The sequence below is a fragment of the Roseibium sp. genome (assembly GCF_051016195.1).
Taxonomy (GTDB): Bacteria; Pseudomonadota; Alphaproteobacteria; order Rhizobiales; family Stappiaceae; genus Roseibium.
Genome location: NZ_CP134616.1, coordinates 2,649,978 through 2,664,233, shown reverse-complemented (window position 1 = coordinate 2,664,233; position 14,256 = coordinate 2,649,978). Strand labels below are relative to the sequence as shown.

The following is a 14,256-nucleotide window of genomic DNA, read 5'->3' as shown; positions in this document are numbered from 1 at the left end:
GAGGGAGACGAACATGAACACGCAATCGCTTGACTGGATCAGGGTCGGCCACACCGACGATCTGCCGGAAGGCCGCGTGAAGACCGTGACCGCGCGCACGACCTCGATCTGCCTGTCTCATTTCGACGGCCAGTGGGCAGCAATGGAAAACCACTGCCCGCACCAGCGCGGCCCGCTCGGGGAAGGGTCGATCGAAAAGGGAACCGACGGCAAGTGCTGGATCCGCTGCCCATGGCACGGCTGGGATTTCGATCCGCTCACCGGCAAGCCTCCCGGCGGACACGAGGACAGCGGCCAGCAGATCTACCCGCTCAAGATCGAAAACAACGAGATCTTCGTCGGCCTCGAGCCGGAACCGGAGCACGAACGCACCGCAACCGATGTCATGGCCGAAACCATGGTCAACTGGGGTGTGAAGCGCGTCTTCGGCATGGTCGGTCATTCCAATCTCGGCCTGGCCGATGCGATCCGGCTGCAGGTCAACAAGGGCAATCTCGGCTATGTCGGCATCCGTCATGAAGGCGCTGCCGCGTTTGCCGCCTCGGCCTACGGCAAGCTTACGGGCAAGCCGGCCGGTTGCCTGACGATCGCCGGTCCGGGTGCGACCAATCTCCTGACCGGCCTCTGGGATGCCAAGGTCGATCGTGCGCCGGTGCTGGCGCTCACGGGCCAGGTTCAGACCCAGGTCTTCGGGCCCGGCGCGTTTCAGGACATCGATCTGAAATCGGCCTTCGAGTCGGTCTCCAGGTTCTCCCAGCCTGTCCTGAGCACGTCCAACCACGCCGAACTCATGTCGCTCGCACTCAAGACAGCTATTGTCGAGCGTGATGTCGCCAATCTGATTTTCCCGGACGATGTCCAGACGATCCCGAGCGAAAAGCCTGCCGGACATCCCGAAGGCCGTCTTGGCGGAACGCAGATCTCGTCTTCACCGGACGATCTCGCCAGGGCTGCGGAAATGATCAACGGCGCCGAACGGCCAACGATCGTGCTCGGCTACGGTGCCAAGGATGTCCGCGACAAGGTCATTGCGCTGGCTGAAAAGATCGGCGCGCCGGTATTGACGACCTTCAAGGGCAAGGGATTGATCCCGGACACGCACCCGCTGGCGGCGGGCGTGCTCGGCCGGTCCGGCACGCCGATCGCCAGCTGGTTCATGAACGAGGCGGATCTGATCATTTCGCTCGGTTCGTCGTTTGCCAATCACACCGGGATCGCGCCCTACAAGCCGATTATCCAGGTGGATTTCGAACGCATGCAGCTCGGCAAGTTCCATCCGGTAACGCTGCCGGTCTGGGGCGAAATCGGCTCCTTCTGCGACGCGGTCGCAGGCTCCGTTTCCAAAGCTGCCGATGCCGCCGACCAAAGGGCGGAACTCGTCGAACGATGGACCATCTGGCGCGAGGAAAAGGAAACGCGCCTGTCGGAAGATCATGGCGGCGGCATTCATTCCGCAGCCGTATTCAAGGCACTGACTGAGCTCTGCCCGGACGATGCCATCATCCCCGTCGATGTCGGCAACAACACCTATTCGTTCGGCCGCTATTTCGAACCGCGCGGCCAGCGTATCCTGATGTCCGGCTATCTCGGGTCCATCGGCTTCAGCCTGCCCGCCGCGCTCGGGGCGTGGTGCGCGACACAGGACTTCGAGGAATACCGGGGCCGCAAGGTCATCTCGATTTCCGGTGACGGCGGCTTCGGTCAATACGCGATGGAATTCACCACCGCTGTCAAATACGGAATGAACATCACCCACATCCTGCTCAACAATTCCGAACTTGGAAAAATCTCCAAGGAACAGCGCTCCGGGGAATGGCCCGTCTGGGAGACCAATCTCACCAATCCGTCCTTCGCCGCCTTCGCCCGTCTCTGCGGAGGTCACGGACACCGGGTGACGGAAGCGTCCGAACTTTCCGACGCGATTGCCAAGGCGATTGCCCATGATGGACCCTCGCTCGTGGAAATCATCACCGATGCGGATCTGGTGTGAAGAAGAACCACAGACCTTGTCATCCCTGCGAAGGCAGGGATCCGGCAGACACCGAAAGTGAAGAGTTGCGAAAATCCTGTGTTGAGGAATACTGGCTCCCGGCCTTGCGCTTCGCTCCAGCCGGCACGACAAATGGAAGACCCCGGAGGATAGCCGTTGCAGACCGCAGAACTACTTCTTGACCTGGGCCGCATCTATCTGATCACCGGCGGCATCGTTGCCGCGCTGTTTCTGGTCATCGGCATTGATCGTGTGGAACCGTCCGCACGCGGGTCCTACGCGTTCCGTCCCTTGCTGATACCGGGCATCTGCCTGATCTGGCCGCTGGTCCTGTATCGCTGGATCACCCTTGAAAAACACGGAGAAGACGCCCGGTGAAACGCGCTCATCGCACAGCCCATGCGCGGATCTGGACGATCCTCGGCATCTTGCTGCCACTCGCCTTCTTCACGGTCCTGGCCCTGCGTCAGACGCCGCCTGCTGACCGGCCCGCCATTCTGATCGAAGCACCGGCAGGCGGTGCAAACGGAACGGAGGCCGGGCAATGAGCGTTCAGTACACACCCGTCATCTGGAACCGGAACAAGATCTTCTATGACGCTGTCCTGCTGATCGCGGTCGCGCTCTATCTCTATGTTTACATGCGCGTTGCTCCAGGCTTCGAGGATGTGACCAAGCCGATTGACGGCGCGACCCTGCGCATGCGCGCCTTTGGAAGTTGCGCCTTCCTGATGCTGACGGTGATTCTTTGTATCGGGCCGCTTGCCCGGCTTGATCGACGTTTCCTGCCGCTGCTCTACAACCGCCGGCATTTCGGTGTCATGACCGCCGGGATCGCCGCCGTGCACGCCAATTACGTCCTCGGGTGGTATTACAACTTCTCGCCGACGGACAAATATGTCGCTCTTCTGTCTTCCAACACCAACTACGGACAGATCCTCGGGTTCCCGTTCGAGACATTCGGCATTGCAGCGCTTCTGATCCTGTTCGTGCTTGCAGCGACCAGCCACGATTTCTGGCTGAGTTTCCTGGGTGCGCCCATCTGGAAAGCGCTGCACATGTTCATCTATGCGGCATACGTCTTTGTCGTGCTGCATGTCGCGCTTGGCGCGCTGCAGGGTGCGGGCGATCCGGTCTTCACCAGTGTCGTTGCCGCCAGTGTCGTTCTGGTCTGTGCCCTTCACTTCACCACCGGGCGCATGGAAGCACGCCGCGACCGCGGAGAAGAGACTGCCAAGGCATCTCTGCAGGAAAAGGGCTGGCTGGTCGCCGGTGACCTCGACGAGATCGACGACGACTGTGCCAAGGTTGTGACGCTTTCGGACGATGAGCGCGTTGCCATCTTCAAGTATGACGGCAAGCTGTCGGCCATCACCAATGCCTGCGCGCACCAGAACGGTCCCCTGGGAGAGGGCAAGGTCCTTTGGGGCTGCATCACCTGCCCCTGGCACGGCTATCAGTACAATCTGAGCGACGGGCGTGCCCCGGCACCCTTCACCGAGAAAATTTCCACGTACCGGCTGCAGCTGATCGGGTCGACGATCCTGCTCGACCCGAAGGCGTTGCCACCCGGCACCCATGTTGACCCCGTCGAGATCGGAGAAGCCGCATGAGCTGGAAACAGACAAAAGACGCGCCCTTTTATGTCGGTTATCTCAACGCCGTGCCGAAACCGCTCGTCACCTTTCTGGCAGTCTTCGCAATCTGCTTCACCGCCGGCCTCGGGCTGGCGGCTCTCGCCCTGTCCTCGACGCAGAATGATCCCGGGAGCGGCGGTTTCCAGTGGGGTAACCGCTTTGAGAATGTCGGCATCCTGGAGCTGCGCCCCTATCCGGTCCTGAGGGTCGCGGCGGACGGAGCGACCGAGGCGCGCACCTACATGCTCGCCGGACAGGGCAAACGCGGTGCCTTCAACCAGGCTGAACAACACGGCAGCACGCCGGTGACTTTGCGCGGCGTTCCGGTCAATCGCGGCGATCTGACCATGATCCAGGTCGGCAGGGTTGAAGCTGCGGAAGATGCTGGGACGCCCTTCACTCCGTCCGAGCCGGTGCCGCTCGGTCGCTGGAAGCTGACCGGCGAAATCTGCGATGGCAAATGCTACGCCGGGGCGATGCGGCCGGGCCGCGGTCTTGCGCACAAGGCTTGCGCCGACCTCTGCCTGACCGGGGGCATCCCGCCCGTCTTCGTTTCATCGGGATCGGTCGAAAACCGCAACTTTTTCCTGATGGCGGACAAGGACGGCAATCTGCTCGGCGATGAAATCAAGCCGCTGCTCGCGCTTTATGTCGAGCTTGAGGGAGACGTTGAGCGCCTTGATGACCTGATGGTCTTCAAGGTCGACCTTGCAAAGGCGAGGATCCTGAAATGAGCGAAGACCAAACCCCGAGACCGGCCTGGCAAACGATTTTGATCTCGCTTGTCCTGACGGCTGCCCTGACGGCGATCGCCTACTATGCCTGGATCTACGCCAATATCGGGGCCCGCCAGTGGGATGTGACCAAGAACAGCGTGGCAACAGACCTCCGGTTCTTTGTCGGGCTGCTGGCGGTCTTCGTTGTGCTGACCTTCCTCGACAAGATCATCGAATTCGTGAAATCGAAACTCGGCGGCGGACACTGAGACGCATTCAGACCTGCCCGATCAGGTCCAGCAGCAACGTGTTGAAACGGGCGGCCTCTTCCAGGTGAGGGGCATGACCCGAGCGGTCGAACAGATGCATCTGAAAATCGGGCACATGCTCTTTATGCCAGCGATGAACATGATGCCCGTAGAGCTGGCTCCTGCGCCCTGCCACCATATGAAACGGTACGGGAAAATCTTCTAACAGAGGCCGGAAGTCCTGGGCGGTCAGTGAAGCCCACATCGGTTTCAGGAGGGTAGGATCCGCTTTCGCGATTTCCTGCGCCGCCCGTTCCTTCTGCTCCTGCCCGACGGGCAGACCGTCTGCAAAAAGCCGGCTTGCAATCCGTCCCGGAAGCTTCGGCCAGTCGGGAACAATCGCATCGAGAAACACCTGGTTGAGCTCCGAATTGAGCCCGTTCAACGTTCCGTTCTGCCAGGTGGATGTGTTGAGAACCTTTGGCGTCATGTCGATTGCGACGAAGGCGGACAGCCGGTCCGCGCCAAACCGCTCGATCATCGAATAGGCAACCAGGGCTCCCATGGACCAGCCGCAGACGATGGCATCGGAAATACCCCGTTGCACCAGCGCACAGTGCACGGCCTCTGCGGCGGCCTCGATTGTCAGCGGCAGGCGATTGCCGGTCTGACCGTGACCGGGAAGATCGGGCACGAGGCACCGCGCGTGGGCCTGCAGGCCGTCAATCTGATTCTGAAAGAACTGTCCGGGACAGGACCAGCCGTGAATGAGCACCACGGCGCGCCCTGCCCCGGTGTCGCGAATATAAAGTCCGTTGTTGCTCAAGCACGCCCCACCCGCAGTCTTCCGACAATCCCGCTCGGAAAGAAGTAAACCGAGAGGATAAATAGGACGCCGAGCCAGAGCAGCCAGCGCTCAGGCGCAACGAGTGTGGAGACAAGGGGCACGGCACTTGTCGCCTCTGCCGCAACGCCCATCAGGTTCTGCAGATAGGTCTGCGCGAGAATGAACAGGGTCGCTCCAAGCACGGCCCCGTAGAGCGTGCCCATGCCCCCGATGACGACCATCAGCAGAATGTCGATCATGATCTCCATGGAGAGCGTCGTCGCCGGCCCGGTATAGCGCAGCCAGATCGCCAGCAGCGACCCGGCCAGCGCCGCCATGACGGCGGAGAGAACCGTTGCCGTGGTGCGGTACCAGACGACCTTGTAGCCGATCGCCTCGGCCCGGAACGCATTGTCGCGGACAGCCTTGAGCGTTCGCCCGAACGGCGAGTTCACGACCCTGAGCATGGCCAGGAACAGCGTCAGCGATGCAAAGAAAACGAGGTAGTACGCCAAGAGCTTGCCGTTGATGCGGACCCCAAAGACCTTCTCCTTGACCAGCTTGAAAGCCGGTGTCAGTTCGCGCGGGATCTTGTAGTTGAGCCCGTCCTCGCCGCCCGTCAGCCAGGACATTTGCGAAACGAAAACCGCAAAGGCGCTCGCAACGGCCAGCGTCACCATGGCGAAGAAGATCGCCTTGACGCGCAGCGAAAACAGTCCGATGGCCAGGGCAAAGACGGCGGCGACGAACGCCCCGGCAAGGGTGCCCCAGGCAAGAGACCAGTAGCTCGGACCCGAGGTGCTGAGCGCAAGGGCCGTCCCGTAAGCGCCAATGCCGAAGAACATGGTGTGCGCGAAAGAGACGATCCCCGAGTAACCGAGCAGGAGATCGTAACTTGCCACCAGCACGATGAAGATGCAGATCCGCGCCGCGGTCTCCAGCGACTTCGTCCCCGGGAACAGGAAGGGTGCGAAGGCGAGCGAGATAAGAACCGCCACGAGAAGGAGAGTCAAAAGACCGCTGCGCGGTGTGTCGCCGGATAGGAGTCGGGTGAGCATGCCGCGTTCCTCACTTCGCCTTGACGACGGGATAAAGACCCTGTGGTCGCCACATCAGGATCACCACCATCAGGGCGATCGTCGAGATCAACGCCACTTTCGGCGCGAGAAAGGCCGTGTAGTTGGCAAGCAGACCGACCAGCAGCGCCCCGATGAAGCAGCCCTCAACGGAACCGAGCCCGCCGATAATCACCACGATGAAGACCAGCACCATGATCTCCGATCCCATATGCGCGGTAATCGTCTCCTGATAGAGCCCCCACATCACACCGCCGAGCCCGGCGAGTGCCGAACCGGTCATGAAGACAATCAGGAACAGCCGGCGGATCCTGTAGCCGAGAGCTTCGACCATCTCACCGTTCTCCACCCCGGCCCTGACGAGCAATCCGACCTTCGTGTTTTTCAGGACATGACGCATCGCAAGAAACAGAGCGAGCCCTATGGCGACCGCGACAAGCCTGTATTTCTCGATGGCCGCCTCTCCGAAAACCACCGATCCCTGAAACGCCTCGGGGCGCGAGAGATGCAGTTCATCCGGCCCCCAGACAACGTAGATCATCTGCTGGGCAACGATCAGACCGCCCATCGTGACGAGGATCTGCTTCAGATGCTCGCCGTAGACGGGCATCACGATAACCCGTTCGAAGGCATATCCCAGCAGCCCCGTTACGACCATTGCCGCAAGGATGGCAATCAGAACAGCGGCAAGATTGAGCAGGACGCTCGGCGAGGCCGTCCAGCCGGCGAGCCAGGCCAGCACCGTGAACCCGACGAAGGCACCCACGGCAACAAAGGCCCCCTGGCCGAAATTGATGACGTCCATCAGTCCGAACACCACCGTCAGCCCGGAGGCCATGATGAAGATCATCATACCCATGGCAAGGCCCGCCACCGTGAGCGTCAGCCAGCTCGCCGGATTGCCGATGGCGACCAGTCCCAGCAGCGCGAGCACCGGCACCAGCAGCACGGGCAGTTTCTGAAGCACCTGTTCCCGGAAAGGGATTTTCTCGATGCGCGGCTTGATAGCGGTTTCGCTCATTGATGCGCCTCCAGGCTCAGCCCCATGAGTCTTTCCTGCAAACTCTCATCCTCGACCAGTTCGCTCATATGCCCGGAATGAATGATCCGGCCGTCGTCCATGACGGCCACGGTGTCTCCGATCGCGGACGCCATCGCGAAGTTCTGTTCCACGAGCAGGATCGTTGTGTCGGTCTGCTTCAGTTCGCGCAGGGCTTCGGTCATCGCATTGATGATCGCCGGCGCAAGCCCCTTGGTCGGCTCGTCGATCAGGATCAGCCGGCGAGGCTCGATAATGGCGCGGGCAACGGAGAGCATCTGTTTCTGGCCACCGGAGAGCGTTCCGGCAGACGCGTCCCAGAAGGTACCTATCGGGGGAAACAGTTCCTTGATCCAGGTGAGACGTTTCCCGTCGATGGGACCGCTTGAGGCCGCAAGTGCCATGTTCTCGGCAACCGTCAGATCCGTGAAGATGCCCATGTCTTCCGGTACATAGGCCACCCCGCGGCGGGATATGTCGGGCGTATCCAGCTTGGTGATCAGGTGATCATCGAAGCGGATCTCACCCTGACTGGCGGTCCAAAGCCCCATGATGGTCCTGAGCGTCGTGGTCTTTCCGGCACCGTTGCGCCCGAGGAGAACGGTCACGCCGCCTTCCGGCACGATCAGGTCGACGCCCTGAAGGATGTGATACGGCCCGATCATCGTGTGCACGCCGGAAAGCGAAAGCAGGGTGCCGGACATCAGGCCGCCTCCGGAGCCTTGCCGAGATACGCCTCCTGCACCACAGGCAGCGCGATGACCTCGGCAGGGTCGCCATCCGCAACAAGTTCGCCGTTATGCAGAACAACGATCCGGTCGGCCAGGGACCGGATAACGTCCATCTTGTGTTCCACCAGCAGTATCGTCCGGTCCATATCGGCCTTCAGTTTCCGGATCAGTTCCAAAACGACCGGAACCTCGTCGACGCTCATGCCGGCGGTTGGTTCGTCAAACATCAGAACCTGTGGACCCAGCGCAATCAAAAGCGCGACTTCGAGCTTGCGCTGGTCGCCATGAGGAAGCGCGGAGACGATCTGGTCGGCCTGATCAATGAGCCGCACTTCCGCCAGAACGTGATCTGCGCGCTCCAGAAGTTCCACGTGGCTTTCCGCGATCGAAAACAGGTCAAACCCCTTGCGCGCTTTCGATTGGGCGACCAGACGCACGTTTTCGCGAACGCTCAGGGTGGGAAACAGGTTCGTCAGCTGAAAGGCCCGGCCGATGCCGCGATCGGTGCGCTGGGGGACGGATTGCCTGGTGATGTCTTCACCGTTCAGCGTCACGATCCCGCTCGTTGCCTTCAATTGCCCCGAAATGAGATTGAAATAGGTTGTCTTGCCGGCCCCGTTCGGCCCGACAATGGCTGTCAGCGTTCCGCGGTCAAACCTGCACGAGACGCGGTCAACGGCAACGTGACCGCCAAAACGGATCGTGAGGTCGCGGGTTTCGAGAACGGGATTTTCAGTCGCCACGGGATTGCATCCTGTGATTTCGAAGGCACTGCCGGCGAGGGCCCGGCCGGTCGGCATCCTCATGCGGCCGGGCAACTCTACAGGTTTTCGGAAATGAGCGCGCGGTCGATGGGGTGATACGCGCCGGCTTCCTTACTGATTGCGAACCGGGATGTTCATATCCTCGATCTTCAATTCGCGGACAAGCTCCGGAATGCCCCATTCGACATCGGGATCCACCCTGATTTTGAAGTGGTACATCGGCTGCAATGCCTGATGATCTTCCGCACGGAACATCATCTTGCCCTTCGGCGTCTCGAATTCCATGCCTTCCATTGCGCTGATCAGCTCTTCCGTTTCGGTTGATCCCGCCTTGCGAATGGCCTCGACAATCGCGATCCCTGCGGACATGCCTCCAGCGGTGAAGAAGTCAGGCGGCGCGTCGAAACGCTTCTGATGTTCGGAGACCAGCCAGTCGTTCACCGGGTTCTTCGGGATTTCGTAATAATAGTAGGTAGCGCCTTCCATTCCGGGAAGTTCCTTGTAGGCCTTCATCGCCGCCAGGATGTTGCCGCCCGTCGCGATCTCCACGCCGAACCTGTCCGGCTCCATTGCCTGGATCTTGCTGATCGGATTGCCGCCGCCGGCCCAGATCACGAACAGGAATTTCCGGCCCGGTTCGTCCTTCAGCGCGTCAAAGATTCGCTGCGCATTCGCCGTGAAGTCCTTGGTATCGGTGGGCGCATATTCCTCGAAGACAAGCTTGGCGCCGGTGCCGGCAAGAGCTTCCTTGAACGCGGCGACGCCGTCGCGTCCGAACGCGTAGTCCTGTGCAAGCGTTGCGATCGAAACACCTTCCTGCCCAAGCGCAACGGCGTTGGCGATCGCGTCCTGCGACGAGTTGCGCGACGTGCGGAACACATAACGGTTCCAGTTGCTGCCCGTGATGGAATCTGCCACCGCCGGCTCCACGATCAGCAGTTTTTCATACTCCTCGGCAACCGGCAGCATCGCGAGCGCAACACCGGAAGAAACCGGCCCGACCGCAATATCGACTTCGTCGTCACCGTAAGCTTCGGCAAGGGCCGCCTTGCCGATATCCGGCTTCAGCTGCGTATCCTTTTCGATCACCACGATCTTGCGACCGTCGATTTCCATCGAGCCGTCGGTTGCGTATTCGAGCCCCATCATCAGCCCGGTATGCGACTGTTTCGCATAGGCCTCGAACGGACCGGTCTTGCCATAGACATGTGCGATCTTGATGTCTTCAGCCAGGGCTCCGGCAGCGCCGGCGGCGAGCAGACCGACACTTGCAGCCAGCGTCAGGGACCAGCGGTGAAGGCGTTTGGTCATCATGTTTCCTCCCAGTGCGCGAACGGGCGTTTGAGAACCTTCGAATGTTTGTCTGACACCCGGATGAAACTGAAACATCGCCCGACGCTTGCGCATATATGAAACCTGAATCAGTATTCATGTCAAGAGCAAGCAAGGGCATCTGCCGCCGTGCTGCCTGTCTGACACCGCCTTGTGTGAGCGCGCGCGCAGATACGGACTAGCACCGGCGGTCCGGGCGCCGTGCAATGGAGAGTGGCAAAGCCCCCACCGTCATTCCAGACAAGTGAGGCAAGGCCGAACGCCGATCTGGAATCCAGAGATCAACTCGCGCCGAAGGCGCGTCATCTTTCAGGAAAGAGTTTTCGAGTTCGCTCCGCTCACGCAGACATCTGGTATCCGGATCGGCGCACAGCTTGCGCAGCACTTGTCCGGAAAGACGGGGCCTTACGGTCGGCTGCCGTCCCAAGCCCCAACCTCATCCTGAGGAGCACGGTCGCGTGCATCTCGAAGAATGGGCGGCAGCTTCGGAGCCGAATTGCCCATCCTTCAAGACAGCGCTTTAGCGCTTCCTCGGGATGAAGGTACTCAAGCCCTGCATCGCCCCGGATTTACCGCAGCCGCTGCTCTGTTTCAGGGTCGAAGAAGAACGCCGACGACGGGTCGAACGAAATCTCGACATGCCCTTCCGCGACAGGAGCCTCCTCGCCCTTGGTTTCCACGATGATGCGTTCACCGGTCGGGCAGATCAGGTAGGAATAGGCAACACCGCCGAGTTGCTCGCAGAGATCGACCGTCGCCCCTTCGGTGCTTTCGGCAATCTTCAGATGCTGCGGACGGACACCGACGAGGACCTTTTTGCCTTTTTCCGGGAGCGCAACCGGTGTCGGTACGCTCACACCGCCGAATGCAGGCACCGAAACGGCGCCTTCCTCGGCCACGCCCTCCACGAAGTTCATGCTCGGAGAGCCGATGAAACCCGCAACGAACTTGTTGTCGGGATCCGAATAGAGCTTCATCGGCGAACCGACCTGTTCGATCCTGCCTGCACGCAGAACAACGATCTTGTCCGCCAAGGTCATCGCCTCGACCTGATCGTGCGTCACGTAGATCATGGTCGCGCCGATATCCTTGTGCAGCCGCGCGATCTCCACACGCATGTCGACACGAAGCTCGGCATCAAGGTTGGAGAGCGGTTCGTCGAACAGAAACACTTCCGGTCCGCGAACGATCGCGCGGCCGATGGCAACACGCTGACGCTGACCGCCCGACAGGGCTTTCGGTTTGCGTTTCAGGTATGGGTCAAGTTTGAGAATGCGGCTCGCCTCGCCGACCTTTTCGGCGATCTCCGCCTTTGGGTGGCCGTTCATCTTCAGGCCGAACCCCATGTTCTCCTCGACCGACATGTGCGGGTAGAGCGCATAAGTCTGGAACACCATCGCAACGCCGCGTTCGGACGGGTCGAGCTTGGTCACGTCACGGCCACCGATTTGGATGGTGCCGTCGCTGGTCTCTTCCAGACCCGCGATCATGCGCAGCAAGGTGGACTTGCCGCAGCCGGACGGGCCGACGAACACACAGAATTCGCCGTGTTCGATCTGAAGATCCACACCGTGGATGACTTGCAACTCGGCATATTTCTTGACTGCTTTGGTCAGCGTGACGCCAGACATTTGCTTTCTTCTCCCTGGGAATTTCTTATGCGGGGAACTGCCAGTCTTCAACGGCTGCAGCGATTTCGGAAGCGGTCTTCAAAAGGACAGGCTGTACTTTCGAGAGCTCTTCCAGACCCTTTCGTGTGGTTGACGTTGTGACGGACAGCGCCCCGATCGGGCGCCCCTTCGACGATAGCACCGGGGCAGCGATGCAAACGATACCGGGTTCGTGCTCCTCCCGGTCGAACGCGACGCCCTGCCGCCTGATCTCTTCCAGATCGGCTTTCAGCTCGGCCTCTGAACTGAGCGTTGCCGGCGTATAGCGGTAAAAGGACTGCTTCTTGATGGCCTCTTCAAGCTCGGAGGGTTCCAGAAACGCCAGAAGCGCCTTACCCACACCGGTGCAATATCCGGGCCCGATCTTTCCGGCTTGCGAGTACATATCGATGGGATTGATGGCGTTTCTCTTGTCGACGTAGAGCACCTGGCCGCCGTCGAGTTGCGCAAGATGGACGGTCTCTCCGACCTCCTCAGACAACTTCCGGACGAACGGACGCGCGATCGGCGCAATCGAGCTCTGCCGCCAGGCGGCATGCGCAAGGCGCACAAGGCGTATGCCGAGAGAATAGGTCTGCTGTCCTTCGTCATAGGCCAGCATGCCCTGGCTCACCAGCGTCTGCAGCAAGCGGTACAGCGTCGCTTTCGGATGAACGCTGTCGGAGAGCAGCTCGGTGAAGCGGACCGGACGTCCGACGGCAGCGACCCTGTCGAGCACATCGAGCGCTTTGCCGACAGTTCCGTCGCCAGTGGCCTGCTTGTTCATGTTTTCCTCCATAGGCCCGTTTCTTTTCGCCGGACCTGTTGACAACTTAACCTGATCGCATCAAAGTATCAATATACAAAACTAAGTTTCACATAATGGAACCTAAAGGGAGGACACCATGCGTTCCATGTTGAAGACGTCCGCGGCTGCTTTTGCCATTCTGGCAGGCACGATGGGCGCTGTTTCTGCTGACGGCCTGACTGGCGACCTGAAGATTTTCCTCGACACATCCAACCCGGCGCCGCGGGCCACGATGGAAACGATGATCGAGCAGTTCCAGGCAAAGAACCCCGACCTCAACATCGAGACAACCGTAATCGATCGTGAGGCCTACAAGACCCAGATCCGCAACTTTCTGACCGCGAATGCGCCTGATGTCGCGACCTGGTACGCAGCCAACCGCATGCGCCCCTATGTCGAGGCTGGCCTTTTCGAAGATGTTTCCGATCTGTGGGCAGAGCCCGCAATCGCCGACAATCTGGCGTCGACCAAGGGCGCGATGACCATCGACGGCAAGCAGTGGGGCGTGCCCTATACCTACTACCAGTGGGGCGTTTACTACCGCAAAGACATCTTCGACGAACTCGGACTGAGCGAGCCGACGACGTGGGAAGAAGAAAAGGCAAACTGCCAGAAGATCATCGATGCCGGCAAGAAATGCTACACCATCGGCACCAAGTTCCTCTGGACCGCAGGCGGCTGGTTCGACTACCTGAACATGCGCACCAACGGCTTCGATTTCCACATGGATCTTCTGACCGGCGAGGCGTCCTGGCAGTCTGACGAAGTCCGCAAGACATTCGCCAACTGGCGCGAACTCATCGACATGGGCGCGTTCATCGACAACCACCAGACCTACAGCTGGCAGGAAGCACTGCCGTTCATGGTCCAGGGCGATGCGGCCGCCTACCTCATGGGCAACTTCGCGGTTGCTCCGCTGCGTGACGCCGGCTTGTCCGACGACCAGCTGGACTTCTACCAGTTCGTCGAAATCACGCCGGGCATCGAAAAGGCGGAAGACGCTCCGACCGACACATTCCACATTCCGGCAAATGCCCAGAACAAGGAAGCAGCGCGCGAGTTCCTGCGCTTCATCGTGTCTCCCGACGTTCAGACCGAGATCAACAACGGCAAGAACCTCGGCCAGTTGCCGGTCAACGCCCAGTCTTCGGTTGACGATGACAAGTTCCTCGTCGAGGGCTTCGAGATGCTCTCCACCAACTCTCCTGGTGGCGTTGCCCAGTTCTTCGACCGTGACGCACCAGCTGAAATGGCGAAGGTCGCCATGGAAGGCCTGCAGGAATTCATGGTCAAGCCGGACAACCTGGACAAGATCCTGGCCCGTCTGGATCGCGCCCGTGAGCGCATCTACAAGTAAGTTCCGCGTCTCGGAACCGGACAGGGTGCCTGTGCACCCTGTCCCCTTTCAAAAGGTCCCGATAGCTACATCCTGAAGAGGCAA

Annotated in this window: 15 protein-coding genes; 7 read left to right on the top strand and 8 right to left on the bottom strand. The window is 60.4% G+C overall.

The genetic code is table 11. The features are described 5' to 3' along the window. Positions 1-13 precede the first annotated feature (13 nt). The 6 genes from RDA78_RS12345 to RDA78_RS12320 all read left to right on the top strand — a co-directional run bounded on the left by RDA78_RS12345 (position 14) and on the right by RDA78_RS12320 (position 4,611). Positions 14-1,990, top strand: coding sequence for a thiamine pyrophosphate-dependent enzyme (locus RDA78_RS12345; protein WP_434055602.1), 1,977 nt, complete (start codon positions 14-16; stop codon positions 1,988-1,990). Positions 1,991-2,146: 156 nt separating this feature from the next. Continuing rightward, entirely contained in the window at positions 2,147-2,368 is a 222-nt protein-coding gene (locus RDA78_RS12340) for a hypothetical protein (RefSeq protein WP_319383985.1), read from the top strand. Beyond that, positions 2,365-2,538, top strand: coding sequence for a hypothetical protein (locus tag RDA78_RS12335; RefSeq protein WP_434055601.1), 174 nt, complete (start codon positions 2,365-2,367; stop codon positions 2,536-2,538). Before RDA78_RS12340 ends, RDA78_RS12335 begins: the two co-directional genes overlap by 4 nt. Beyond that, positions 2,535-3,602, top strand: coding sequence for a Rieske 2Fe-2S domain-containing protein (locus RDA78_RS12330; RefSeq protein WP_434055600.1), 1,068 nt, complete (start codon positions 2,535-2,537; stop codon positions 3,600-3,602). Before RDA78_RS12335 ends, RDA78_RS12330 begins: the two co-directional genes overlap by 4 nt. Then, entirely contained in the window at positions 3,599-4,360 is a 762-nt protein-coding gene (locus RDA78_RS12325; RefSeq protein WP_434055599.1) for a hypothetical protein, read from the top strand. Before RDA78_RS12330 ends, RDA78_RS12325 begins: the two co-directional genes overlap by 4 nt. Next, the gene (locus RDA78_RS12320) at positions 4,357-4,611 is read left to right on the top strand and encodes a hypothetical protein (protein WP_434055598.1); all 255 of its coding nucleotides are present in this window, start codon (positions 4,357-4,359) and stop codon (positions 4,609-4,611) included. The genes RDA78_RS12325 and RDA78_RS12320 overlap by 4 nt, the downstream gene beginning before the upstream one ends. A gap of 7 nt (positions 4,612-4,618) precedes the next feature. On the opposite strand, the gene RDA78_RS12315 is transcribed toward RDA78_RS12320, so the two are convergent. The 8 genes from RDA78_RS12315 to RDA78_RS12280 all read right to left on the bottom strand — a co-directional run bounded on the left by RDA78_RS12315 (position 4,619) and on the right by RDA78_RS12280 (position 12,794). After that, positions 4,619-5,416 (bottom strand): alpha/beta fold hydrolase, encoded by a 798-nt coding sequence (locus RDA78_RS12315; RefSeq protein ID WP_434055597.1) that lies wholly within the window; start codon positions 5,414-5,416, stop codon positions 4,619-4,621. Continuing rightward, positions 5,413-6,474 carry a branched-chain amino acid ABC transporter permease gene (locus RDA78_RS12310; protein WP_434055596.1) on the bottom strand — a complete coding sequence of 354 codons (1,062 nt, stop codon included), beginning with the start codon at positions 6,472-6,474 and terminating at the stop codon, positions 5,413-5,415. Before RDA78_RS12310 ends, RDA78_RS12315 begins: the two co-directional genes overlap by 4 nt. 10 nt (positions 6,475-6,484) lie before the next feature. Next, positions 6,485-7,513: a branched-chain amino acid ABC transporter permease gene (locus tag RDA78_RS12305; protein ID WP_434055595.1), complete on the bottom strand. Its 1,029-nt coding sequence runs from the start codon at positions 7,511-7,513 to the stop codon at positions 6,485-6,487. After that, positions 7,510-8,235, bottom strand: a complete 726-nt coding sequence (locus RDA78_RS12300) for an ABC transporter ATP-binding protein (RefSeq protein ID WP_434055594.1) — start codon at positions 8,233-8,235, stop codon at positions 7,510-7,512. Before RDA78_RS12300 ends, RDA78_RS12305 begins: the two co-directional genes overlap by 4 nt. Continuing rightward, positions 8,235-9,005: an ABC transporter ATP-binding protein gene (locus RDA78_RS12295; protein WP_434055593.1), complete on the bottom strand. Its 771-nt coding sequence runs from the start codon at positions 9,003-9,005 to the stop codon at positions 8,235-8,237. The genes RDA78_RS12300 and RDA78_RS12295 overlap by 1 nt, the downstream gene beginning before the upstream one ends. 132 nt (positions 9,006-9,137) lie before the next feature. Beyond that, the gene (locus tag RDA78_RS12290; RefSeq protein ID WP_434055592.1) at positions 9,138-10,337 is read right to left on the bottom strand and encodes a substrate-binding domain-containing protein; all 1,200 of its coding nucleotides are present in this window, start codon (positions 10,335-10,337) and stop codon (positions 9,138-9,140) included. Between the two features lie 590 nt (positions 10,338-10,927). After that, positions 10,928-11,989, bottom strand: a complete 1,062-nt coding sequence (locus tag RDA78_RS12285) for an ABC transporter ATP-binding protein (RefSeq protein ID WP_434055591.1) — start codon at positions 11,987-11,989, stop codon at positions 10,928-10,930. 25 nt (positions 11,990-12,014) lie between these two features. Beyond that, positions 12,015-12,794 (bottom strand): IclR family transcriptional regulator, encoded by a 780-nt coding sequence (locus tag RDA78_RS12280; protein ID WP_434055590.1) that lies wholly within the window; start codon positions 12,792-12,794, stop codon positions 12,015-12,017. Positions 12,795-12,912: 118 nt separating this feature from the next. Here RDA78_RS12280 and RDA78_RS12275 point away from each other — a divergent pair, with 118 nt between their 5' ends. Then, complete coding sequence (locus RDA78_RS12275) at positions 12,913-14,172, top strand: ABC transporter substrate-binding protein (RefSeq protein ID WP_434055589.1); 1,260 nt, start codon at positions 12,913-12,915, stop codon at positions 14,170-14,172. Positions 14,173-14,256: the final 84 nt, after the last annotated feature.

Coding starts and splice junctions, on each gene's coding strand:
- RDA78_RS12330 (WP_434055600.1), top strand. CDS start 2,535: ATGAGCGTTCAGTACACACCCGTCATCTGGAACCGGAACAAGATCTTC.
- RDA78_RS12320 (WP_434055598.1), top strand. CDS start 4,357: ATGAGCGAAGACCAAACCCCGAGACCGGCCTGGCAAACGATTTTGATC.
- RDA78_RS12285 (WP_434055591.1), bottom strand. CDS start 11,989: ATGTCTGGCGTCACGCTGACCAAAGCAGTCAAGAAATATGCCGAGTTG.
- RDA78_RS12305 (WP_434055595.1), bottom strand. CDS start 7,513: ATGAGCGAAACCGCTATCAAGCCGCGCATCGAGAAAATCCCTTTCCGG.
- RDA78_RS12290 (WP_434055592.1), bottom strand. CDS start 10,337: ATGACCAAACGCCTTCACCGCTGGTCCCTGACGCTGGCTGCAAGTGTC.
- RDA78_RS12300 (WP_434055594.1), bottom strand. CDS start 8,235: ATGTCCGGCACCCTGCTTTCGCTTTCCGGCGTGCACACGATGATCGGG.
- RDA78_RS12275 (WP_434055589.1), top strand. CDS start 12,913: ATGCGTTCCATGTTGAAGACGTCCGCGGCTGCTTTTGCCATTCTGGCA.
- RDA78_RS12280 (WP_434055590.1), bottom strand. CDS start 12,794: ATGAACAAGCAGGCCACTGGCGACGGAACTGTCGGCAAAGCGCTCGAT.
- RDA78_RS12325 (WP_434055599.1), top strand. CDS start 3,599: ATGAGCTGGAAACAGACAAAAGACGCGCCCTTTTATGTCGGTTATCTC.
- RDA78_RS12345 (WP_434055602.1), top strand. CDS start 14: ATGAACACGCAATCGCTTGACTGGATCAGGGTCGGCCACACCGACGAT.
- RDA78_RS12310 (WP_434055596.1), bottom strand. CDS start 6,474: ATGCTCACCCGACTCCTATCCGGCGACACACCGCGCAGCGGTCTTTTG.